Source organism: Paraburkholderia edwinii (genome assembly GCF_019428685.1).
Taxonomy (GTDB): Bacteria; Pseudomonadota; Gammaproteobacteria; order Burkholderiales; family Burkholderiaceae; genus Paraburkholderia; species Paraburkholderia edwinii.
In genome coordinates this window covers 786,743-808,870 of record NZ_CP080096.1, presented here as the reverse complement: position 1 = coordinate 808,870, position 22,128 = coordinate 786,743, and the positions used below count along the sequence as shown (strand labels likewise).

Annotated in this window: 19 protein-coding genes; 5 read left to right on the top strand and 14 right to left on the bottom strand. The window is 60.6% G+C overall.

The genetic code is table 11. From position 1 onward, the window contains the following. Positions 1-108 precede the first annotated feature (108 nt). Positions 109-501: a TlpA family protein disulfide reductase gene (locus KZJ38_RS25335; protein ID WP_219802519.1), complete on the top strand. Its 393-nt coding sequence runs from the start codon at positions 109-111 to the stop codon at positions 499-501. Positions 502-763: 262 nt separating this feature from the next. Here the strand turns inward: KZJ38_RS25335 and KZJ38_RS25330 are convergent, their stop codons facing one another. From KZJ38_RS25330 to KZJ38_RS25315, 4 genes are all read right to left on the bottom strand, one after another. Next, on the bottom strand, positions 764-1,600 hold the full coding sequence (locus tag KZJ38_RS25330) for a ferritin-like domain-containing protein (protein WP_219802518.1): 837 nt from the start codon (positions 1,598-1,600) through the stop codon (positions 764-766). Positions 1,601-1,742: 142 nt separating this feature from the next. Then, on the bottom strand, positions 1,743-2,183 hold the full coding sequence (locus tag KZJ38_RS25325) for a hypothetical protein (RefSeq protein WP_219802516.1): 441 nt from the start codon (positions 2,181-2,183) through the stop codon (positions 1,743-1,745). A gap of 203 nt (positions 2,184-2,386) precedes the next feature. Further along, entirely contained in the window at positions 2,387-4,042 is a 1,656-nt protein-coding gene (locus KZJ38_RS25320; protein ID WP_219802515.1) for a patatin-like phospholipase family protein, read from the bottom strand. Between the two features lie 320 nt (positions 4,043-4,362). Continuing rightward, the gene (locus KZJ38_RS25315; RefSeq protein ID WP_219802513.1) at positions 4,363-5,334 is read right to left on the bottom strand and encodes a LysR family transcriptional regulator; all 972 of its coding nucleotides are present in this window, start codon (positions 5,332-5,334) and stop codon (positions 4,363-4,365) included. 134 nt (positions 5,335-5,468) lie between these two features. On the opposite strand from KZJ38_RS25315, the gene KZJ38_RS25310 reads away from it, so the two are divergent. Further along, entirely contained in the window at positions 5,469-7,772 is a 2,304-nt protein-coding gene (locus KZJ38_RS25310; protein WP_219802511.1) for an NADP-dependent malic enzyme, read from the top strand. 151 nt (positions 7,773-7,923) lie between these two features. Here the strand turns inward: KZJ38_RS25310 and KZJ38_RS25305 are convergent, their stop codons facing one another. The 9 genes from KZJ38_RS25305 to KZJ38_RS25265 form a co-directional block, all read right to left on the bottom strand. Beyond that, positions 7,924-9,105, bottom strand: coding sequence for an SGNH/GDSL hydrolase family protein (locus tag KZJ38_RS25305; RefSeq protein WP_219802510.1), 1,182 nt, complete (start codon positions 9,103-9,105; stop codon positions 7,924-7,926). A gap of 90 nt (positions 9,106-9,195) precedes the next feature. Further along, positions 9,196-10,149: a sugar kinase gene (locus KZJ38_RS25300; protein WP_219802508.1), complete on the bottom strand. Its 954-nt coding sequence runs from the start codon at positions 10,147-10,149 to the stop codon at positions 9,196-9,198. Positions 10,150-10,177: 28 nt separating this feature from the next. Then, on the bottom strand, positions 10,178-11,716 hold the full coding sequence (locus tag KZJ38_RS25295) for a UxaA family hydrolase (protein ID WP_219802507.1): 1,539 nt from the start codon (positions 11,714-11,716) through the stop codon (positions 10,178-10,180). Continuing rightward, positions 11,713-12,873, bottom strand: a complete 1,161-nt coding sequence (locus KZJ38_RS25290) for a mannitol dehydrogenase family protein (protein ID WP_219802505.1) — start codon at positions 12,871-12,873, stop codon at positions 11,713-11,715. Before KZJ38_RS25290 ends, KZJ38_RS25295 begins: the two co-directional genes overlap by 4 nt. 31 nt (positions 12,874-12,904) lie before the next feature. Then, entirely contained in the window at positions 12,905-13,915 is a 1,011-nt protein-coding gene (locus KZJ38_RS25285) for a zinc-binding alcohol dehydrogenase family protein (RefSeq protein WP_219802504.1), read from the bottom strand. Positions 13,916-13,984: 69 nt separating this feature from the next. Beyond that, a complete protein-coding gene (locus KZJ38_RS25280) occupies positions 13,985-15,001 on the bottom strand; it encodes an aldo/keto reductase (RefSeq protein ID WP_219802502.1) in 1,017 nt (338 codons plus the stop codon). Between the two features lie 118 nt (positions 15,002-15,119). Next, the gene (locus tag KZJ38_RS25275) at positions 15,120-16,067 is read right to left on the bottom strand and encodes an ABC transporter substrate-binding protein (protein ID WP_219802501.1); all 948 of its coding nucleotides are present in this window, start codon (positions 16,065-16,067) and stop codon (positions 15,120-15,122) included. Between the two features lie 57 nt (positions 16,068-16,124). Then, positions 16,125-17,156 (bottom strand): ABC transporter permease, encoded by a 1,032-nt coding sequence (locus KZJ38_RS25270; RefSeq protein WP_219802499.1) that lies wholly within the window; start codon positions 17,154-17,156, stop codon positions 16,125-16,127. Next, positions 17,149-18,702 carry a sugar ABC transporter ATP-binding protein gene (locus KZJ38_RS25265; protein ID WP_219802498.1) on the bottom strand — a complete coding sequence of 518 codons (1,554 nt, stop codon included), beginning with the start codon at positions 18,700-18,702 and terminating at the stop codon, positions 17,149-17,151. Before KZJ38_RS25265 ends, KZJ38_RS25270 begins: the two co-directional genes overlap by 8 nt. A 238-nt stretch (positions 18,703-18,940) precedes the next feature. Here KZJ38_RS25265 and KZJ38_RS25260 point away from each other — a divergent pair, with 238 nt between their 5' ends. After that, positions 18,941-19,642 carry a FadR/GntR family transcriptional regulator gene (locus tag KZJ38_RS25260; protein WP_219802496.1) on the top strand — a complete coding sequence of 234 codons (702 nt, stop codon included), beginning with the start codon at positions 18,941-18,943 and terminating at the stop codon, positions 19,640-19,642. Between the two features lie 183 nt (positions 19,643-19,825). Next, positions 19,826-20,110: a hypothetical protein gene (locus tag KZJ38_RS25255; protein WP_219802495.1), complete on the top strand. Its 285-nt coding sequence runs from the start codon at positions 19,826-19,828 to the stop codon at positions 20,108-20,110. 80 nt (positions 20,111-20,190) lie between these two features. On the opposite strand, the gene KZJ38_RS25250 is transcribed toward KZJ38_RS25255, so the two are convergent. Continuing rightward, positions 20,191-21,108, bottom strand: a complete 918-nt coding sequence (locus KZJ38_RS25250; RefSeq protein ID WP_219802493.1) for a LysR family transcriptional regulator — start codon at positions 21,106-21,108, stop codon at positions 20,191-20,193. A gap of 148 nt (positions 21,109-21,256) precedes the next feature. Here KZJ38_RS25250 and KZJ38_RS25245 point away from each other — a divergent pair, with 148 nt between their 5' ends. Then, the gene (locus tag KZJ38_RS25245) at positions 21,257-21,958 is read left to right on the top strand and encodes an alpha/beta fold hydrolase (RefSeq protein ID WP_219802491.1); all 702 of its coding nucleotides are present in this window, start codon (positions 21,257-21,259) and stop codon (positions 21,956-21,958) included. The last annotated feature ends 170 nt before the right edge of the window (positions 21,959-22,128 follow it).

The following is a 22,128-nucleotide window of genomic DNA, read 5'->3' as shown; positions in this document are numbered from 1 at the left end:
TGTACTTCCGACGCCGTGGATAACTGTCCACGGTATCTTAAAATCAATAAGGCACGCAGCACATTGATCTGCTTCCGGAGATCCGCGCTCGTGGACCGGCTGTGATGAATGGTCACCTCGCGCATGACAAGCTGGGACGCTCAGCCGTCAAACGGTATCTCAGGAGAATGCAGCTTCATGCGTACAGGTCGATTTTTAGTTTTAATGCTGGCGATGTTCTGCACGGTGTGCAGTGTGCAATCGCAGGCTGCATCTGCCACCGACGCGAAACAGACGAGCGAGACGCTGCCACCCGATGACCCGGGTTACATCGAGGAAGATCCGGCGTTAGCGAAGCTCGTCGGCCGGCCCGCTCCGGTGCTTACACTGAAATCCATCGACGGCAGCTCGATCAACCTTGCCGACCTCTATGGCAAGCGACCGGTCTACCTGAAGCTTTGGGCGACCTACTGCATCCCTTGCCGGGTTCAAATGCCGGGACTGAGGAAGATCTTTGCTTGACGGGACGAATGGCGATCCTGCGATTACGCGGTTTCTGGCCTCGCAAGGACGGTCCGGCGTGCCGTTTTATCTGTGGTATCGCCCTCATCAGGACGGAACGTTGCTACCGCAAATCCTGTCGACGGCAACGCTTGTCGCGGCGGCTCGGGCGCGATGAACGGGTCCACGACCCGGTCATAGAAAAACGTCCAAAGCGAGATGATCGGGCGGCGCTGCAATAAACGGCGCCTCGACGTACCGCCGCGGAAAAGCGGAACCCGGTTCAGCCATACTCCCGGAAAATGACATGCTTCAAGAGCTTCTCGACGGGATACTGCACGCCCGGCTGGACCTTGGCCGGCAGGTCCAGCGGCTTCAGCAGCATCTTCGCGCACATCTCGGCTGACAGGTTCCGGCGCACGTGCCCGTTAATGCGCCCAGCAATCTTCCTGTTCTGTGCCGAGTCGCTGTCCCGCTCCGGATACCGCATCGCAAACGCATGGCGCAACGCGACATCCGAGTCTTCGCTCTTCATCTCGATGAGGCGGCGCACCAGCGCGATAAGCACGGCAAACCGTCCGTTGCGTTCGATCGTGTTGTACTTCTTGAAATACGCCAGAAAGTGCTTGTAATGCCGCACTTCGTCCGCACTGATGTTGTCGGTGATCTGCTTTAACACGGGTTCGTTCGAGTATCTACCGATCGCACGATACAGCGACGCCGTGCCCGTCTCGATCACACAACGCGCGACCATCTCGAGCGCACGCGTTTTCTCAAACGCTTCTGTGTTGCATAAGGTCGAATACTCGTCGAAGAAATTTTTGAATGCCGTGTCCCAGTCGAAATCGGGCCAAACGTGCGCGATATACATTTTCAGCGCCCGGCCATGCTGCAATTCCTCAGCCTTCCATTCGTCGGTGAGCCACGCGACCACTTCCGGATCGCCATCGAAGTAGGCGCTCAGGTCGCTTGCATACAGATGCGTGCCGCTCTCCATAAACGAAGACCCGCATAGCAGCAGCAACAGATCTTCGTTGGCGGCGGTGCGTTCGCGGTCGATACGGGTAAGGTCGATATCTTCGATACGCCACGGTAAAGCATGGCCGGTCTTTCTTTGCATGTGCGAAGCTACCTGAGAAATATCGGCTCGCCCATGCAAGCCCAAGGCGTGAGCAACGCCGTCGCGTCGTACTGCGTCCGGCTCGCTCAAAACAGGATCATTGCAAAAGTTATCATCGATCGTCTCAAATGACCATTACGGTCTAGTCAATCGACATTTCGAAAATAACATGCGCTGACAGAATGATTAAGGCCGCATTCGATGAAAAGAATAAAACCTGCTTTTTCGTAAGCCCGTTCGAAAGGACCTCGCTCAAGCTGCACGCGATACGTAACAACGTGTAGCACCAGGATATCGCGTAATCGAATCCATTTCCGTAGTGCGTGATGGTGAGCGCCAATGAAAAAACATAGAAAATGATCGGCGCGTGCAGCAACCCCGAACGGTCGGAATTCATCCATGTCCCATCCTTGTGCGCGCCGTACACCATCACCCGGGTTCGCGTCCAGCAAGCGGTTCTCTTCATCGGAATGCCGATAACGAGCGCAAACAGGAACTCAGCAAGGCCAATGCCCCATAGCCAGATACAGGTCCACGTTGCCAGCACCAGGGCGGGGAAAAGAATGCTATGCCATTGGGTCACAAGTATGCCGCCGAAGAATGAGCCAGGTCCAAGGGGTACAACAGCGGAACCCGTGGATCTATTCCATATTGAATTTGCGCGACCCACTGTAACCGTTGAAATGCCCTTTCAACCGAAAAAACATTCCCAATAATTTCAGCTGAAATTTGCGCGGGCTTTCTCCCCCGTTTCACGAAGCGATAAAAACACTCGCTCGCACGTCTTCAGAACGCGTGAGCGGCGACGAGTTCCGGGCACATATCCTGGATGCGCGAAGCAAGCACACCGCTTGCATCGGCGACTGCGCTGTCACCTCCGCGGCGGCGATCCGCAAGCGCCGGATCGAAGAATTGCTGAATTTGCCGCGCGTGTTGATGCACGCTCCAGCAGGCGGCAATCCGCACGAGTTGCAGATCGCAACCCGCGAGGTGATAGGCGGTCGGGATATCGCGCGCCGCGGTATAGACGGCTTGCGCGCTGTCGTAATGGATATGGCAATCGGGCGTATCGATTTGCAGCGAGCTCACGTTCAGATCATCCGGCTTCAGATTGACGACGTTAAGCCGCGTAACCGCACCGTCTGCACGCTTTAACGTCCGCGCCGCGTACGTGGTGACATTCCACAAGTCGCGGCGGTACGTCGAGGCACGCTCCTCCTGAATATCGGACAGGCGCGTCGGGTCATCGGCAAACATGGAAAGCGGCCACCTGTCGTCAGCGATCGTGGTGCCGTATGCGTTGAACGGCAACGAGGCGTCAAGCGAGACAATCAGGTCGCGATGCGCATGGTTCTTCAGCAAATCGCGCAGGAACAGTTGCTGGATCGATTCGACACCGCTGTTGTCGGTCACGCCGCCATCGACCAGATGCAACAGTTCATGGTTACCGGTCAGCCTGTAGGCGATCGGACCAATGATCAACGGAAATGCCCCCGACGCCGCGACCGCGTGCGAAAGCGGCACCTGGGCGCTCTGTATGGACTGCTCTTCGGGGTTCCAGAAGTTGTCGAAACCTTCCGGCGTCAGCGCATCGTGATGGTCGCACTGGTCCAGCTTCGCTGTCTGGGTGTTGTCGATACGTTGCTCCTGTTCTGCGGGCGTATAGATCACATTGAGCGCCAGTTGCTCCGTATTCAGGCAGAACGCACGATTCGGAATCGTCGTCATCACAAAGCGGCGGCCGGTATCGTAGTGCGTGGCGTTCAGAATCAGATACGGGCTTGCACCGGAAGCCTCCCGTTTGTCGAGGTCGGCAAAGGTGGCGCCCTGCACCAACTGCTTGTCGATCGCTTCTGTCCAGCCATGCGCGTTTGAGCTGAATGTAAAGAGCTTGTTCTCAAATAGCGCGAGCTTCCAGTTGAAGTTCATCCGCTGCTTGAATTCCGTGAAAAACTGCTCATACCGTACAGGGACAGTTTTACCGGTTAGCATCTCGCTATAGTCGCCGATGCCGTGCATGCTGAAGTAAGACGCGGCAAAGCTGCCGCTCGATACGCTCGACAGATAGCCGACCGAATCGAGGAAACTGATGGGCCGACCCGGTGTAGCAGTGCCAAGCGGTGCGACCACAGGCAGACTGCCGAACAGCTCGAGTACATAGGCCGCAAACAAAGCTGAACGGTTGCCGCCGCCTGAAATCGCCATGCCGACGAGCGGCCGCGACGCGGACTGGCTCGCCTGGACCGCATTACTGCTATACGTGCTGGGCGTTCCCGACGGAAATGTGTAACTGCTGCAAGCGGCAAGCAGCGTGGCCGCAGCGATGCCTGACAGCGTCGACGCGCAGTGGCTTGCATGCCGAAGCGCGCCGCGACGCAAGCGCTGTGCAAGTGTGAGAAGTGCGTTCGAAAGTGGTGTGCAATCTGATCCCTGTTCTGACATAGCGCGAGTTCTTTTTTCAACCAATCGGACGCCACGCAAAGCTCAGATAGCTTGCCAACGGGCTCCGGTCACTTGTCGAGAACACGCGTAAGCCGTGCTTATTCCTCCGGAATATGATTCCCGGCGAATGCTGGATATTTGGTCAGAACAGTGTGGATAACGAATTGACTGCCCGTCCGGCTTCATCGCGCGGCGCAGCTTGAACGCTTGCGATGTGAGTCTTCCTTGGCCGGAATCGGAGAAATCGGATGCGACGGACTTTCCTGGAATGGAATCGATTCAATGCATAGAGGGAGAAACGGCGGAATTAAGGTCGGCCCTTAATCCCGTGTTTTAGCGTACGTGTCCGCGCAAATCTGGCGTAACGATTCGACAAACAGCTTCTGTGCCGCGGAGTGCGAACCTTCCGAGCGAGTGAATAGCGCAATGGGCGGAAGCGTCCATTCAAACGAGTAAGGCACGATTGCGACGCCCGCGATTCGAACCAGTTCTTCAGCGATATCCGATGGAACGATCGATACGGCCTCTTCGCTAGAGGCAATCATTTCGCCAATGAGCTTGGACGAATAACTCTCCACCACCGGCACCGGCGGTGCTGTTCCCGCCGCCAGAAACAGATCGGCCACTTGTTCTCTCATCGGCGTGTGAGGTGCGCCGAGAATCCAGTCCAGCGTCAGCAGTTTGCGCCAGTCCAGCTTCGTGCGCGCCAGTTTTGCCGCGAGGCGCCGGTTTGCGATCAGCCGCGGACGCTGCCGGAATAGCACTTCGAAGCGGGTCCTGCTCAGGTCTACCGACGACGACGCCCGTGCGATCACAACATCGACGACATGGTCGCGCAATTGCGGCAACAGTTGATCGCTGGTGCCTTCGTGGATGGTCACCGTCACCCGCCGCTCCATGCTGGCATGCACCCGATTCAACGCAGCCGCCAGCAGTTGACCGGAGATAAACGGAATCACGCCGATGTGCAGGTGCGCCGCGTGCCCGACGGCAACCGCCGTCATGTCCCGAGCAAGATGGTCGAGATCGTGGATCATCGCCCGCGCTCGCTCGAGCACAACCGAACCGAGCGCAGTGGGCAACATGCCACGCGACGAGCGTTCGAAGAGCGGCATGCCGAACATGCTCTCCAGTTCCGCCAACGCATTCGTTACGGCCGGTTGACTGCTAGCCATATGTTGCGCGACGCGCGTAAGCGAGCCGTGCTGCTCGATCTGCAGCAACAGCACCAGGTGCCGCATTTTCAGACGCGCGCTCAGCCGCCTGACCATGTCGTTCGACTCGAGCGTCATTGACGTTCAGCGACCATTACCAAAAAGTGATGGGGTGATACTAAAACAAAATAGTCCGCTTATGGCGGTTCTCTAGAATCGTCTCAACAAATCGCGCCGGGACGGCCCAGCGCGTTTCACACGAGGCAGAGAACATGAGGCAGACAGATACCGACCAGCAAGCCGCATTCGACTATCACGAGTTTCCCACGCCAGGGAAGCTCTCCGTGGTCGCCAGCAAGCCCCTCGTCACCCAGCGCGATCTGTCGCTCGCTTACACACCGGGCGTGGCCAGCGTCTGCGAAGCGATCGCTGCGGACCCGATCAAGGCGCATCGGTTCACCGGGCGCGGCAACCTCGTCGGCGTCATCACCAACGGCACCTCCGTGCTTGGCCTCGGGAATATTGGCCCGCTGGCCTCGAAGCCGGTGATGGAAGGCAAAGCCGTGCTGTTCAAGAAGTTCGCCGGCATCGACGTATTCGACATCGAGATCAACGAAACCGACCCGGACAAGCTCGTTGAAATCATCGCCGGTCTCGAACCGACGTTCGGCGGCATCAATCTCGAAGATATCAAAGCGCCGGAATGCTTTATCGTCGAGCGTAAGCTACGCGAGCGAATGAAGATTCCTGTCTTCCATGACGATCAGCATGGCACGGCGATCACCGTATCGGCGGCCTTTATCAATGGCCTGAAAGTGGTGGGCAAAGCCATCACCGAGGTCAAGGTGGTGACCTCGGGCGCGGGCGCGGCGGCATTGGCCTGTCTCGACTTGCTGGTCGATCTGGGCCTGCCGGTGCAGAACATCTGGGCCACCGATATCGAAGGCGTGGTTTACCGCGGCCGAACCACGCTGATGGACCCGGACAAGGCGCGCTTTGCGCAGGAAACCGATGCACGCACGCTGGCCGAAGTGATTGAAGGCGCGGATGTGTTCCTTGGGCTGTCGGTCGGCGGCATTCTCAGCGCCGACATGCTGAAGACGATGGGCCCGCGTCCGCTGATTCTCGCGCTGGCCAATCCGACACCGGAGATCTTTCCGGAACTCGCGCATGCCACGCGCGACGATGTCGTCATCGCCACAGGTCGCTCGGACTATCCGAATCAGGTCAACAACGTGCTGTGCTTCCCGTACATCTTCCGCGGCGCATTGGATGTCGGCGCGACGACGATCACGCGTGAAATGGAAATTGCCGCGGTGCACGCGATCGCCGGTCTCGCGGAAGAGGAACAAAACGAAGTCGTCGCGGCCGCGTATGGCGTCTATGACGTGAAATTCGGCGCGCAATACCTGATACCCAAGCCGTTCGACCCGCGCCTGATCACCCGGATTGCGCCGGCGGTGGCGAAAGCAGCCATGGAAGGCGGCGTAGCGACGCGTCCGCTGCCGGACCTGGCCGCTTATGTCGAGCAGTTGCAACAGTTCGTGTATCACTCCGGCGCCTTTATGAAGCCGCTGTTTTCGACCGCGAAGCAACTGGTGCGCGACGGCGGCAAGGCACGCATCGTCTTCACCGAAGGCGAGGAAGAGCGCGTGCTGCGCGCTGTGCAAGTGCTCGTCGACGAAAAGCTGGCGCGACCGATTCTGGTCGGACGCCCGGAAGTGCTGCTGGCACGCATCGAGCGATTCGGTTTGCGGCTCAAGCTCGGGCAGGACGTGGAAGTGACCAACCCGGAATATGACGAACGCTTCCCGCAGTACTGGACGACGTATTGGGAATTGATGTGCCGCGACGGCATTTCGAAAGAGATGGCGCGTGTCGAGATGCGCCGCCGCCTGACATTGATCGGCGCGATGATGGTGCGGCTTGGCGACGCCGACGGCATGATTTGCGGCACAGTGGGCGCGTATCACGATCACCTGCGATTCGTCGATCAGGTTATCGGCAAGAAGCGTGGAGCGAACACCTACGCGGCCATGAATATTCTGCTGCTCGACGAGCGCACCGTGGCGCTGGTCGATACGCACATCAACGATGATCCGAGCGCCGAGCAAATCGCCGAATTCACGGTTAGCGCGGCTAAACAGATGAAATGGCTGAACCTGACGCCTAAGGCCGCCCTGCTTTCGCGCTCGAACTTCGGCTCAGGTAGCGCGGCTTCGGGAGCGAAGATGCGCCAGGCACTGAAGCTCGTCAGGGAGCAGGCGCCGGAGCTCGAAGTCGACGGTGAAATGCATGGCGACTGCGCGCTCGATGAATCGCTCCGTGCTCGCGTGCTGCCGACTTCGCCGCTCAAAGGCGACGCCAACCTGCTGGTCTGCCCGAACGTGGACTCGGGCAACATTGCCTACAACCTGCTCAAGACCGGAGCGGGCAGTAACGTCGCAGTGGGACCGTTCCTGCTGGGGGTCAACGCACCGGTGAACATCCTGACGTCAAGCTCGACGGTGCGACGCATCATCAATATGGCAGCGTTGACGGTGATCGAAGCCAATCGCAATTCATCGCTGGGCTAAGGCCTGGTAAGGCTTGACCTGGACGTTGCAGAGCAAACTGAAGTCTGATGGCGCCGGCCGGCAAGCAATCGCTTGCCGGCCTTCCAATGACATTCACGCGTTCCGCTCGAGTGTCCGCTCGTGAAAACCCTCCCGAGTTCCACCGCTCCAGTCACTCGACGAAGAAGGGGCCGCCGCGGCCGAACACGAGCCCGGCGAACCGTTCGCCGATGCGGCGATGAGCGCGGCCATCCGGGTGGAGCTGGTCGGGAAGCGGCAAATCGGCAAAATCCTGTTGGCCGTACAGTGCAAGTCCGTCGAGATAGTGCAGGTGCGGATCATTCGCCGCACGCTGTTCGACGATACGCCGCAATTCCTCCCGGATGACGGTCAGCGTCAGTTTCCCAGCCGCGCGCCCGGCAGGGTCGCCTGTCGCACGAAACGACACCTTTCCTGCCGCGAGCGCACTTTGATCGAATGCGCCGGGGCCTGGCGTGTCTTCGTGAATCGGGCAATAGAGCGGCGAAACGACGAGCAGCGGTGTGGTCGGGTGGCCGTCGCGGATGGTGTCGAGAAAGCCATGAACCGCTGGCGTAAAGGCACGCAGACGCATCAGATCCGTGTTGACCAGGTTGATGCCGATTTTCAGACTGATCAGGTGGACCGGCGTGTCTCGCATCGCGCGAGCAGTGAACGGATCCAGCAAAGCGCTACCGCCAAAGCCGAGATTGATGAGTTCCACGTTGCCGTGCGAAGCAGCGAGCGCTGGCCAGATCGCTGTGGGGCTGTCGCCATTGGACCCTTGGCTGATCGAGCTGCCGTGGTGCAGCCACACCTTTCGACCGTCACCGGCATCAGGATTGATGCGGGCGTTGCTACGCAACGCGACGAGCTCAGTGATTTCGTTGTGCGGCAGCCATATCTCGACTTTCTTGTCGTAGCCCGGCAGATCGCTGAAATGGATGGTGCCGACTGGACCCGACTCTTTCGAAACCGTACCGGCGGCCATGTCGATCGTGGTGATGTCGCCGCCGGCCGCGCTGCCCTGGCGGACCAGTTGGCCATCGATAAGCAGGTCATACACGCCGGCCGGCCGGGGCGGAACACCGACATAGACGTACCGGGTCGGAAGCACATCGATTTCAATGGCTGTGGCCTCGGTGCGGAACACCAGTCGCACGCCCGACGGCTGCGACTCAGCCATGGCCAACTGAGGATCCGTGCATTGAGCGCGCGCCCGAGCCGGCAAGCGGTGCGGCATGAGACCACGGCCGGTTTGTTCCAATTCGAGGGCGCCACGCAACAGTTCGAGCGAAATCGGCGTGGTGAGCCATGCATGCTGGCCGTTCGTCATAGGATCGATCGCAAGTAGAGAGCCGCGATCTTAGCAAACCGTGCGTGGCTAGCAGGACGTAGCCAATGGCCGCGTTTTCGCGCGCTGAGCTTACGCAACCACTTGCGTTCCGCCAAGGACCCGCTCAACGACTGACCGTGTGGGAATCGGCGCGACCGCCCCAAAGCCGAGCGTGGACAGGGCAGCCGCAACATTTGCATAACGGGCGGCGGAAAACGGGTCGTCCCCAGCGCAAAGCCGCGCGACAAACGTTCCGCCAAAGCAGTCGCCCGCGCCGGTTGCGTCGATTGCGCTCACCGGATAGGCGGGCACCAGTTGCCGATGGTCTGGCGTTGCGACATAAGCCCCTTCGCTTCCGAGCTTCAGCGCGACGATGCGCGGCCCACGCTCAAGCAGGAAATCGACGATTGCATCGCGCGTGTCGAGCCCCGTCAGCGCGGTGACATCGTCCCAGCTCGGCAGACAGATGTCGGTCTGGCGGATGACCTCGAGCATCGTCGCGCGTGCGCGCGCAAGCGGCCAGAGCTTGAGCCGGAGGTTCGTATCGAACGACAGCTGCACGCCGTGCTCGCGCGCATGCGCGATCGCGGCGAATGCCGCATCGCAGGCCGTCGTTCCGATTGCGAGACTCACGCCGGACAGATGCAACACCGAAGCCCCGGCAAGCGTATCGAGCGGAAGATCGTGTGCGGCATAGCGGCTCGCGGCGGATCGTGCCCGCAGATACTCGAACTGATGTCCGCCCGGTCCGTGTGACACGAAATACACGCCGGTGTGCGCCGATTCATCGATACGCACAGCAGACGTATCGACATTTTCCTGCTGCCAGAGCTCGAGAAGAAGGCGCCCGAACCGGTCACCGCCTACCGCTGAGATAAAGCCGGTCTTCGCGCCCTGGCGCGCCGCCGCGATACAGAAATTCGATGTGTCGCCGCCGAACCCTTGAAGATAGTCCTGACTGCCCGCCGAACACTGACTGAATTCGACCATTGCTTCGCCAAACGCAACGATCTCTGGCTGTTGTCTATCGCTTGCCTTCACCATCTGTCGACCCCGTACGCGAACGTTTCCGTCACATGACCGCGCCGCGTAACCACGGCACGAACTCGCGATCTCCGACGCCGTTCTCTTCGCTGCAGGTAGTGCGTCCCGACGCGACTTCGAGTATCAGATCGTATAGACGCGCGCCGGCTTCCTCGACCGTCAGCGAGCCCTCGACAATCGCCCCCGTGTTGAAATCCATATCGGACCGCATCCGCTCGAAAAGCGCGGTCGTCGTCGCGATCTTGATCGTGGGAACCGGCTTCGAACCGAAGACCGAACCGCGTCCGGTCGTGAAACAGACGAGGTTGGCCCCGCCCGCGATCTGACCGGTCGCCGAGACCGGGTCGTATCCGGGCGTGTCCATAAACACGAGACCGTCTTCACGAACCGGCTCCGCGTAATCGTAGACTGCCTTGAGCGCCGAACTTCCTGCTTTCGAGACGGCGCCGAGCGACTTCTCGAGAATGGTCGTGATGCCGCCGGCCTTGTTTCCCGGAGACGGATTGTTATTCATCTCGCCGCCGTTCTGCTCCGTATAGCCTTCCCACCACTGCAGTCTGTCCATCAGGCGCTGCGCGACCTCTCCCGACACAGCCCGCGCGGTCAACAGATGTTCCGCGCCGTAAACCTCGGGTGTTTCGGACAGGATTGCGGTGCCGCCGCTGCGCACGAGCAGATCGACGGCCACGCCAAGCGCCGGATTCGCCGTGATGCCGGAATATCCATCGGAGCCGCCACACTGAAGCCCAAGCTTCAGATGCGATGCCGGCACGGCCGTGCGCGTGGCGCGATTCGCCGCGTGCAGTTCCTCGCGAACGATGGCGACCCCGCGAGCAACCGCTTCGCGCACCCCGCCCTCATCCTGGATGACGAGCGTGCGGACCGGCCGCGATGACGACATCGACGACGACGGTTCGAGCAGATCTACCAGCCCTTCGATCTGGTTCACTTCACAGCCGAGTCCAACGAACAGCACGCTCGAGAAGTTCGGATTGCGCGCATAACCGGTGAGCGTACGGCGCAATAAAGCCATCCCGTCGCCGGACGAAGACATTCCGCATCCGCTCTGATGCGTGATCGCGACCACGCCGTCGACATTTTCGAATGACGCGAGCGCATCGCCGCGGAATGTATCGGCGATCGCGTGGCATACGGTGGCCGAACAGTTCACACTGGCGATCACGCCGATATAGTTGCGCGTTCCCGCCTGGCCGTCCTCCCGCATGTAGCCGAGAAACGTATCCGCGCGATCGGCCGGCGCAGCACGGACACCGGTCGCATACGCCTGCGCTTCGCCGTCGTGTTGCGACGGCATGCCGACGTTTTCCACATGAACATGCGCGCCCGCGAGAATGTCGCTCAACGCAATGCCGATGGTCTGCCGGTACTTCGTGACCGGAGCCCCGTGCGCGATATGGCGTACGGCCAGCTTGTGTCCGGCGGGTATCGGCGACAAAAGCTTTAGGCGCTGTCCGTTCACCTCCACGAGCGCGTCGGCTTCGAGCGCCCGCAATGCGACAGCAACGTTGTCGTCGTCGTGAAGAACGATAAGGTCTTGATCGTTCATGACTTGGCTATTCCTTTGCCGGCCAAAGGCAAATCGTTCGCCGCCAGCAATTGGCGCAACTTCGGTTGCGCTGCCGGCAACGACAGCGAATCAGCCAATTCAACGAGCGGTTGTATCCGGCGCCTGATCTTCTCGCGATGATTGGCGGCAATGTCGAAAATGCGATGAGCAAGAAACGGGTTCAGGAATCGCTCGCGAACGCTGTCGATATAAGCCTCGGCCTCGCTTTGCAGACCCATCGCGCCGAACACAGGCAGCACTTCGTCGTGCCACACGGACTCGAGTTCTCCGCGCACGCGCGCGTCGCTCATCGCCTGCAGCACTGTTTCTTCCGGCGAGCGGCGCTCGCTGAGCCACTGATCGGCCAGCCACGTATGACCGAGATTCAGGAAAAACAGCTTGAGCTGCGCATAACGGCGCAACTCATCGGTGAGGACGATCTGCTCGTGCGTACACGGAAGCTCCATGCCTTCACGCCGCTCGATCGCCCACAGCGCATACGGCTCCGCGACCGCGCCGACCGGATGAATCGGGGCGGAGACAATGCGGTCGACGAGCGAGTTCACCCAGACGCATTGCGCCTGCAAATAGCCGATAAAAGGCTCCGGCAGCGACCATTGCCGCGCCATACCGAGCACGATATCGCGCAAGGTATCGCCGTTTCTCTCGATGAGTTCGCATGGAAAGACCGATACGCCATGCTGCGGGCGCTCACGCCAGCGGGCATGCAGCAACACCAGCAGTTTCGCGGGATAACTGCGCGGCACGAGCGCGTCGTTCGCAAGCAGGTCGGCCGAGTCATGTTCATCGAGTTGATAACCGGCATCGCCGGTGTTCGATACGATGACACGCACCTCCTCGATCACTGCGCGACGGATCGCGGCCCAATCGGTATCGGTTGCCCACGCATTGCGTACCACGCGGCATTCCACCACCTGGTCGACCACCCCGCCGTTTTCGCGACCCCGTATGTGCACGGGGTAGTGATCGGCGTGGCGAAGCGCCGCAATCCGCGCGCGGCTCGACTCGTTCGCCGTCGTCTGCACGACGCTGATGCCGCCAATCGCTTCGCCGCGTTCGAGCGCCTCGGAAACAAAGAGTGCGACATGCGCAAGCAGAAAGCGGCTGGTGCCGAACTGAAGTATCGGTGTACTCATAAGTGCAATCCTGATTGCCCGGCGGCTTTCCTCAGCATTCGATCAGTGCTTTCACGACCGTCTGACCCGGCTCCAGCAGGCGCGGAAAAGCGTCCGGCACGTCGGCAAGGCGCATGCGGTGCGTGTTGAGCGCCTGGTCCCGAATCCGGCCTGCGCGCATCGCTTCGAGTACCGTTTCGAAATCGGCAGCCGTTGCGTTGCGGCTCGCAAGCAGGGTCGTCTCCCGCTTGTGGAACTCCGGATCCGAAAAGGTGACCTGGCCGGGCACGATCGAAATAAGCGTGTAGGTGCCGCCATGGGCGACAAAACCGAAGCCGCGATTCATCGCGTCGATATTGCCGGTTGCGTCGAAAACGACGTCGAAGAATTCTCCGTTCGTCAGCGACGAGAGTTGCGCTGTGTCATCGGGCCCGACCGGTACCGCTGCGCTCACGTTGAGTTGCGAACTGCAGAATTCGAGCCGGTCGGCGCGCGTATCGAGACACACGACGTCACCGCCACGCAGCTTCGCAAAGATCATGGCCGCCATGCCAATCGGACCGGCGCCCACGACGAGCACCCGTTGTCCAGCCTGCACGTTCGCGCGGCGTACCGCGTGCGCGCCGATGGCAAGGAATTCGAGCATTGCCGCCTGGTCGAGGGAGACACCTTCCGCCTTGTGGACGAACTGCACAGGCACGCTCAGATACTCCGTCATCGCGCCGTCGCGGTGAACGCCGAGCACCTTGATGTTCACGCAGCAGTTGGTCTTGCCCTGGCGGCATGCGACGCAGGTTCCGCACGAAAGATACGGCATGACGTACACACCGTCGCCGGCGGCCAGCCCCGCATCGCTGTCTGCCTCGACGACGACCCCGGAGAGCTCATGGCCCATCACGCGCGGATACTGGAGGTACGGCTGATTGCCGGTAAAAATGTGCAGATCGGTGCCGCAGATGCCGACCCGGCTCACGCGCAACAAGACTTCCCCAGTCTTGCGCTCGGGCACGTCGGATTGGTGCGCGCGAAGCACGCCGGGAGATTCGCAAATTACGCTAAGCATATTGGTATCCTCATGAGCGGGAAACAGCCGTGGCGTTCGCGGCGCCAACGCAAAAGACAGACAGACGGGTCATGCCCGCCCTTCCGGTAGCGGCACCTGTGCGTCAACCAGGTGTGCGGCACGCAAAGCGGCCCAGAAATCCGCCGGTATCGTCTGCTCGAGCCACGCGATGTTTTGCTCAAGCTGCGATGCATTGCGTGCACCGACGACACACGACACGACCGCGGGATGCGCAAAGGGGAACTGCAGCGCGGCCGCGGGCAATGGCACTTCGAAGCGCTCACACAAGGCCGACAGCTGCCTCACCTTTTCGACGACCTCGGCAGGGGCATCCGCGTAGTTGAACTTGCCGTTGCCGGCCAGCACGCCCGAGTTGAATACGCCGGCGACGACGATCGCGGTCTTCACGCGCGAGCAGACATCGAGCAACGGCTCCAGCGAGGTCTGTTCCAGCAAGGTGTAACGGCCCGCAAGCATGATCGCATCGAGCTCGACTTCATTCAACGCATCGGCGGCGACTTCCCACTCGTTGACCCCAAGGCCAATTCCGCCGATCTCGCCACTCGAGCGCAGCGAAAGCAGCGCACGAAAACCGCCGCCGTCGGTCAGTTGGGTCCAGTAGTGCTCATGCTGCGCACCGTGCGTCATACGACCGATGTCGTGTACGTAAAGCACGTCGATTTGTGCGAGCCCGAGACGCTGCCGGCTGTCCTCGTACGAGCGCATGATGCCGTCGTAGCTGTAGTTGTACACCGGGCGAAACGGCAGCGGTTCGGCCCAGTTGTCGTCGCCGGGTTTGACGCTCGCGTCGGGACGCATCAGCCGGCCCACCTTTGTGCTTAGCGTGTAGGCGCTGCGCTCGCGAGCGCCGAGCGCTTGACCGACGCGCCGCTCGGAAAGCGTGTAGCCATAGTATGGCGCCGTGTCGAAGTAACGCAGTCCTTCAGACCACGCGGCATCGGCAAGCGCGGCGGCTTCGGCGGCCGCCATCGGCCGGTAGAGGCCGCCGAATTGAGAACAGCCGAGGCCGAGCGCGGTCATCGACAGGCCGCTGCGCGGCAGGTTGCGTTTTGCGCTTGCCTTCATGAAAGAGTATGGAACCCTAAGTGAGTTGTATCGAGCCGTCGACTGAACCGTCTATGAGTCCCGCGCGGCGCGCCTGCGACGCGGCGGCGGGACTCTGTCACGATTCGTTGCGGTTCTGTCAGTAGAGGACGTTCTTTGCCTGCTGCGAATCGAGGTTCTGCTTGTCGACCATCACGACGCCGGTATCGATCTGCTTCGGCACCTGCTTGTGCTCGATCACGCCGATGACCGTCTCGATGCCCTTGTGTCCCATCTGCCACGAACCCTGGACAGCGATCGACTGCACCGTGCCGTCCCGCACGAACCCTTGCAAATCCTCGTTGCCGTCAAAACCGATCGCGACGAGCTTACCGGCCTTGCCCGTCTGCTTGAGCGCACGGCCCACGCCGACCGCCGTCGGCTCGTTTGCGCCGAAGATGCCCTTGAGGTCGGGATTGGCCGACAGCACGTCGGTCGTCTGGTTCAAAGCCATCGCCATTTGCGACTGCGAGTAGTACGGTCCGACGATCTGCAGTTTCGAGTGGCTGGCGATGTACTTGCGGAAGCCGCCGACGCGGCTCACTTCGGAGCCGGCGCCGGGCACGTACGACATGATCGCGATCTTGCCGGTCTGTCCGACGCGATCGATCAGGGCCTGCGCGCACAACTCGCCCGCCTTCTCGTTATCGGTCGACAGGAACGACTGGTAGTACTGTTTGCCCGCAGGCGAAATGGCCGAATCGATCAGCACGACCGGAATATGCGCATTCCACGCCTGCTTGATCGCGGGAACCAGTGCGTCCGGATCGGACGGCGCGAGGACGATGCCCGCGACATGCCGGTTGACCGCGTTCACGACCATATTCACCTCGTCGGTAATATCCGATTCGGCAGCCGGCCCCTGGAACGTCATCGTGTAGCCCTTCTCGTCGGCGAGCGCCGCGTTTGCGCCTTTCTGCACGTTCTGCCAATAGTTCGAATTGACCGTCTTGACGATCACGGCGATCTCACCGCCTGCCGCGTAGGCGCCTGTACTGAACGCTGCGCATAGCAGTGCGGAAAGTGCCAGCATCGGGAATTTCTTCATGTCTCGCTCCTGTCTTTGGTGGTTGGACTTCTTGTGACTGCGTTTGAACGCTTGTGCTTACCGCTTGCGGTTGCGCAGCTGATCGATCCAGACGGTGCCGAGAATGACCACACCGATGATGATCTGCTGGATAAAGCTCGACACGCCATTCATGTTCAGCCCGTTGCGCAGCACGCCGATCACGAATGCGCCGATGGCGGTGCCCGAAATCGTGCCGACGCCGCCCATCAACGATGTTCCGCCGATCACCGAACTCGCGATCGCGTCGAGCTCGTACATCACGCCTTCGTTCGGCTGCCCGGTGACGAGCCGGGACATCAGCACGCATCCGGTTACGCCGGCGAGCGCGCCGGAAAGCACATACGTAAAGAGCTTGACGCCCTGTACGTTGACGCCGGAAAGCCGCGCCGCTTCCGCGTTCGAACCGACCGCGTAGATGTGACGGCCCAGTGAGGTCCGCGAAAGCAGAACGGAGACGACGACGAACAGCAAGACCATGATGACGACCGGATAGGGAATGCCCGGGAAGGTCGTCTCTGGAAAACCGTCCGCGCCGATGTGCGAGATGCGGAACAACGCGCCATTGCCGAGCTCACCGAATGCCTCGCCGAGGTCGGACACAGGCCGCGCGCCAGTGATCTGCAGCGCCATACCGCGAGCGACGAGCATCATGCCGAGCGTCGCGATAAACGGCGGCAAGCCCATCCGCGTGACGCAGATGCCGTTGATCAAGCCACACAACGCACCGACCAGAATGCCGCCCAGCATGGCGACCGGGACGGGCACGCCGGTTTTGGCGAGCAGCGCCGCACAAACACCGGCAAGCGCCAGTACCGAGCCGACCGATAGATCGATGCCGCCGGTGATGATGACGCAGGTGGCGGCCACGCCCAGATAGGCGATCGACGTCACCTGCAGGCCTACCGTCATCAGATTATCGACCGAGAAAAACGCGGTGCTCGTAATCGAAAACGCGATCACGAGCAGGACAAGGCTGCCCAATGCCGCGAATTTCTGAATGAGTTCGCGTCGCCGCTGTTGTGCAGACCGATTGGCGGCCTGCGTGCGATCCGATGTCATTTCAAGCATGGGTGCGCCCCGAAGCGTAGTGCATGATCTCCTCCTGACTGGTGTGTTTGGTTTCAAGAACCGCCGCGATGCGGCCTTCGTGAAACACGGCAATCCGATCTGTCATGCCGAGCAACTCGGGCAGTTCCGAACTGATCAGCACGACCCCGACGCCATCGGCGGCGAGCCGGTCCATCAGGCCATAAATGGCGAACTTCGCGCCGACGTCGATACCGCGTGTGGGCTCGTCGAAGAACAGAATTTTCGATCCGCGATACAGCCATTTGCCGATGACGACCTTTTGCTGGTTACCGCCGGACAGGTTGCGTGCGATCTGATTGACCGAGGGCGTGCGAATCGCGAGTTCCTGCACATAGCGGCCCGCCACGCGCGCTTCCTCGTTGAACCGCAGGAAGCCCGCTCGCGACGAGATGCCGCGAACATTGGCGAGCGTCACATTCGCGGCAACCGGCATGCTGAGGGCGAGGCCTTCTTTCTTGCGGTCTTCCGATAGATAAGCAATGCCGTGGCGAATCGCCTCGCGCGGCGAACGTATCGTGACCGGCTTGCCGCGCAGCGAAACCGTTCCGCCGTCGAGCGGATCGGCGCCGAAAATCGCGCGTGCGACCTCGGTGCGGCCGGCACCCATCAGGCCGGCGAAGCCGAGAATCTCGCCTTTGCGCAGCTCGAACGAAAGCGGTCCGAACACGGCTTCGCGCTGCAGGTCGTTGACGCTCAGCAGCACTTCGTCGGTCGGTACCGACTGCCGCTGCGGATAGGCATCGTCGAGCGAGCGGCCAACCATGCGCGCGACGACGTCGTTCACGGTCAGCGCGGCGAACTTGTCCGTCGAGATATAGCGGCCATCGCGCAACACCGTCACGCGGTCGACGATCTCCGCCATCTCGTCGAGGCGATGCGAGATATAGAGGATCGCTACGCCCTCGGCGCGCAGTTCCTTGATGATGCGAAAGAGGTGGACGGTTTCCGATTCCGTCAGCGACGAGGTCGGCTCGTCCATGATCAGCACTTGCGCGTCAAGCGACAGTGCCTTTGCGATTTCCACCATCTGCTGCTGCGCGATGGACAGCGCGCCCACTTTTGTCGTCGGCGTGATGGTGAGCCCGATGCGGGCAAGACATGCCTTGGCGTCTGCGTTGAGCTTGCGCCTGTCGACGAAGGGGCCGCGCTTGGGTTCACGCGCGAGGTAAAGGTTCTCTGCGATGGAAAGATCGGGAACGAGGTTCAGTTCCTGGTGAATGATCGCAATGCCCGCTGCCTGCGCCTCGGAGGTCGACCGGAAATTGACCGGTTCGCCCCGGTAATGGATGGTGCCTTCGTCGGGACGATACTGGCCGCTGATGATTTTCATCAGCGTCGATTTGCCCGCTCCGTTTTCGCCGCAGATGGCATGCACTTCACCGCAATGCAGATCGAGGTTGATGCCGTCAAGCGCGATGACGCCGGGAAACTGCTTGCGAATGCCCTCCAGCCGCAGGATCTCTCCATCCCAAGATTGGCTGTTCGACTTGCCGGCGAAGTCCCGCAGGCTGCGAGGCGTGCTCATCGTGTCTCCTATGGACGGCCGACCTGGCGTGGCGCTGGTCAGTCCAGTTGTGACGCATTAAACCGCAATATCCTCGTTTGGTCAATCCAATTGGAAATTTACGAATTGACCTTACCAGTGCTGACAGTCTGGCGCAAACTGGCGCAAAGGGGGTCATTTGCGGGCCCGCATAGGCCGCTGCTAGACTTCGCCACGACGCTGTTCGAGCGTCTTCTGTGTATTCGGATGCTGGCCGTTTATGAAATCACAAGAGCCCAAGCGGCTTTACCAATCCGTGGCTGCGGAGATTCTTACGCTGATTCGCGGGGGTGAGTTTCCCGTTGGCGATCGTTTGCCCCCCGAGCGCGAACTCGCGCTAAGACTCGGCGTCTCGCGTCCTTCATTGCGCGAAGCGCTGATTGCGCTCGAGATTGGCGGGCGCGTCGAAATCCGGATGGGTTCGGGTGTCTATGTGCGCGACACCGGCGCGGACGATGAAAACTCAGTTGCCGCGCTGGGCGACAGTCCATCGGAACTGATGCAGGCACGCGCCGCCATTGAGGGCAGCGTCGCGGCGCTGGCTGCTGCGCATATGACGGCCGCCATGATCGACCGGTTGAGGCGGACCGTGGATCGGATGCATAGGCTCGCCGCGGCCGGCAAGACGCCGGTGGATGCCGACCGGCAGTTCCATATGCTGATCGCGGAAGCGGCCGGCAATTCGGTGCTTGCGCGCTTTGTGGGCGAACTGTTCGACAGCCGCCACGATCCGATTGCGGCAGCGATGCGTGGTCACACGGAGAGCGCGGAGACATGGACAGACGCGGTCCGGGAACATCAGGACATCTTGCGGGCCCTGCAGGCGGGCGACCCGATCGCTGCGCAGACCGCGATGCGCGCTCATCTCATGGCTTCGGAAGAACGCTGGATCAGCGGCGCGCTCAAGCGGGATACCGACTGAGACGGCGCTCGCCGTTGATCCGCCTGCCTGCGTTGCCGCCTGGGATGGACTAGGGTTTGTACCTATTCCGACAACTTTCAATTGTTCTGCAGAGGCTTAATCAAAGGCCGCCTCCCGCCTAGACTACAAGCACTGAAACGCAAACGGGTGTTTGCGGACAATCAAGCCAAGGAGGTACGGATCATGAAACTCGTTCAATCGCTCGTTGTTGCTGCCGCTCTCGCTATTCCTGCTGTGTCGTCTTTTGCTCAATCGAACGACGCTGCAGCACCGATCAACGCTACGGTCGTGCAACAGAACAGTGCTGGCAGCGATGTCGGCGGCGTGGCAGATGGTACGTCGGCGTCGGGAAGCCATCCTCACCTGCATGCGTTCCGCAACGCTGTCTCGCGCATCGACCACAAAATCCAGGGTTCAATTCGTCCCGATGCCAATGACGGCATGAAGCCGATTTACTTCGGTTCGTAAATCACCGCCGTTGTAGTCGCAATAACATCGAAGCGCGCAGATCACTCTGCGCGCTTTTGCTTTAAGCGCACGTTCAATTGCTAGATGGCATATCGGATGATGCTCTGGTCCTGAACATTTGCGACCAGCTCGTCGGCGCGAGATAGAAGCCGAATGAGCAATGGATTGGTGTTCTCGTTGTTGTATCCCAAGGCGAGATCAATTGTCGGCGGCACACCGTCGAGCGCACGGGCAACAACATTCGGTGTCAGCATATTTTGCGCATATAGCGGGATTAGCGTAATGCCACCCGTGGACGTGACGAGCGACATCGCCGACGGCAGGTTCTCGCCTTCGTACTCCGTCTTGAGCGTGATCCCTACCTTCGCTGCGTAATCCTGAATCACGGATTCCAATACCGGCGACGTCCTCGACGAACTGACGTAAGTTTCGCGGGCAAGATCTTGCGGCCGAATCTTTTTGCGCGACGTCAGTCGATGGTCAGCCGGCAGCACGGCGATCAGAGGCTCCTTCGCCAGGAATTTGAAGGACAGGCCAACGGTCTGTCTCTCCGGACGAAGAAACGCAACGTCCAGCTTCCCTCGCATCAGCCCGAGAGCAAGGTCCGGCGAGGACTGGCTGAACAGCGTGATCTCCGCCTCCGGCGCCTCCTCCCGAAGGATGTGTAGCGCATGGGGTAACCACACGACTTCCTGCCCGGCGAGGAAACCCATGGCCAGGACGGGTCTCTCCGGCTGTTCCGCCCGCCGCGCGCCGTCAATCGCCGCTTCAACTTGCGAGAGCGCGAGGCGTGCGTGATCAAGGAAAATCTTTCCAGCCGCGGTGAGCTCCACGCCGCGCGCCTGGCGCTCCAGCAACTTCACACCGACTTCCGATTCCAGATCGCGAATCTGCCGGCTTAACGACGGCTGCGATGTGCTCAGTCGCCGCTGAGCGGCTGTTAACAGGCTGCCCTCCTCCGCGACGGCAATGAAATAGCGCAAATGTCGAAGTTCCATCCGATCTCCGGTATGCCTTCAAGGTATAGGTCGGATCATACAAAGTATTTGTCATCGACGAAAAGGACACCTATCTTCGCAGAGGCTACCGTCGATGCACGGGCGGAAGTCCCCCACAAACCGGACAATTCGAAGAAGGAGAAGACAAATGTCGATAGCTTCCAAGCCTGCCATCGTGTTCTGCCATGGCATTTGGGCCGATGGCTCATGCTTCAGCAAAGTCATTCCTGCCATGCAGGCGGAAGGGCATGAGGTCATCGCGGTTCAATACGGCCTTGACTCATTCGAAGAAGATGTCGCGACGGTGAAGCGTACGCTGAACCGCGTCGGTAGCCCGGTTATTCTCGTCGGTCATTCGTACGGCGGCGCCACCATTACGGCCGCGGGGGTCGATGACCGCGTGCGGGGGCTGGTCTATATCGCAGCAGTCGCCCCGGATGCCGGCGAAACCGTGCAGAACCAGCTCGACAAGTATCCATCCGATATCTTCTCGCGCGTTGAAGTGGCAGACGGGCGAGCCTGGATGCTTCCGAACGGCACGGAGTTCTTTGCAGGAGACCTCCCTCCGGCAGAACAGAAGCTCGTCTGGGCTACGCATTACGCTCCTGTCTTTGATCTGTTCCACCAACAGAAACTCGGCGCGAATGACATCGCGTGGCGGTCGAAACCGAGTTGGTATGTTCTGGCGACGCAAGACCACACTGTGCATCCCGACCTGCAACGGTGGGTCTCGAAGCGCATGGGCGCGACGGTCACCGAGGTGGTAAGCAGCCATGTGCCGATGCTGTCTCAGCCGAATGTTGTTATCGATGTGATTCGCAAGGCGGTGGCCGCTGTTCAGAACAGGTGATGGTGGCCGGGCTGAACTGAGTGCAATGGAGGTCGCCGGGATCTTCCATGTCGATGGACCTGCGTCCGCTGGAGGGCAAGCTGTGTGAGGGCTTTCGGGTGGATCGCTTTCGGCGACTGCCAATCGCGTGAGCCGGTCCTCGGCCATGAGTTGTCGATCGCCGAACTCGC

Bases quoted from the DNA above. Each gene is read 5' to 3' on its own strand.
- KZJ38_RS25280 (WP_219802502.1), bottom strand. From the start codon at position 15,001: ATGAAGGCAAGCGCAAAACGCAACCTGCCGCGCAGCGGCCTGTCGATG.
- KZJ38_RS25255 (WP_219802495.1), top strand. From the start codon at position 19,826: ATGAAACTCGTTCAATCGCTCGTTGTTGCTGCCGCTCTCGCTATTCCT.
- KZJ38_RS25305 (WP_219802510.1), bottom strand. From the start codon at position 9,105: ATGACGAACGGCCAGCATGCATGGCTCACCACGCCGATTTCGCTCGAA.
- KZJ38_RS25265 (WP_219802498.1), bottom strand. From the start codon at position 18,702: ATGAGCACGCCTCGCAGCCTGCGGGACTTCGCCGGCAAGTCGAACAGC.
- KZJ38_RS25285 (WP_219802504.1), bottom strand. From the start codon at position 13,915: ATGCTTAGCGTAATTTGCGAATCTCCCGGCGTGCTTCGCGCGCACCAA.
- KZJ38_RS25335 (WP_219802519.1), top strand. From the start codon at position 109: ATGGTCACCTCGCGCATGACAAGCTGGGACGCTCAGCCGTCAAACGGT.
- KZJ38_RS25245 (WP_219802491.1), top strand. From the start codon at position 21,257: ATGTCGATAGCTTCCAAGCCTGCCATCGTGTTCTGCCATGGCATTTGG.
- KZJ38_RS25295 (WP_219802507.1), bottom strand. From the start codon at position 11,716: ATGAACGATCAAGACCTTATCGTTCTTCACGACGACGACAACGTTGCT.
- KZJ38_RS25310 (WP_219802511.1), top strand. From the start codon at position 5,469: ATGAGGCAGACAGATACCGACCAGCAAGCCGCATTCGACTATCACGAG.
- KZJ38_RS25275 (WP_219802501.1), bottom strand. From the start codon at position 16,067: ATGAAGAAATTCCCGATGCTGGCACTTTCCGCACTGCTATGCGCAGCG.
- KZJ38_RS25250 (WP_219802493.1), bottom strand. From the start codon at position 21,108: ATGGAACTTCGACATTTGCGCTATTTCATTGCCGTCGCGGAGGAGGGC.
- KZJ38_RS25270 (WP_219802499.1), bottom strand. From the start codon at position 17,156: ATGCTTGAAATGACATCGGATCGCACGCAGGCCGCCAATCGGTCTGCA.
- KZJ38_RS25300 (WP_219802508.1), bottom strand. From the start codon at position 10,149: ATGGTGAAGGCAAGCGATAGACAACAGCCAGAGATCGTTGCGTTTGGC.
- KZJ38_RS25320 (WP_219802515.1), bottom strand. From the start codon at position 4,042: ATGTCAGAACAGGGATCAGATTGCACACCACTTTCGAACGCACTTCTC.
- KZJ38_RS25330 (WP_219802518.1), bottom strand. From the start codon at position 1,600: ATGCAAAGAAAGACCGGCCATGCTTTACCGTGGCGTATCGAAGATATC.
- KZJ38_RS25290 (WP_219802505.1), bottom strand. From the start codon at position 12,873: ATGAGTACACCGATACTTCAGTTCGGCACCAGCCGCTTTCTGCTTGCG.
- KZJ38_RS25260 (WP_219802496.1), top strand. From the start codon at position 18,941: ATGAAATCACAAGAGCCCAAGCGGCTTTACCAATCCGTGGCTGCGGAG.
- KZJ38_RS25315 (WP_219802513.1), bottom strand. From the start codon at position 5,334: ATGACGCTCGAGTCGAACGACATGGTCAGGCGGCTGAGCGCGCGTCTG.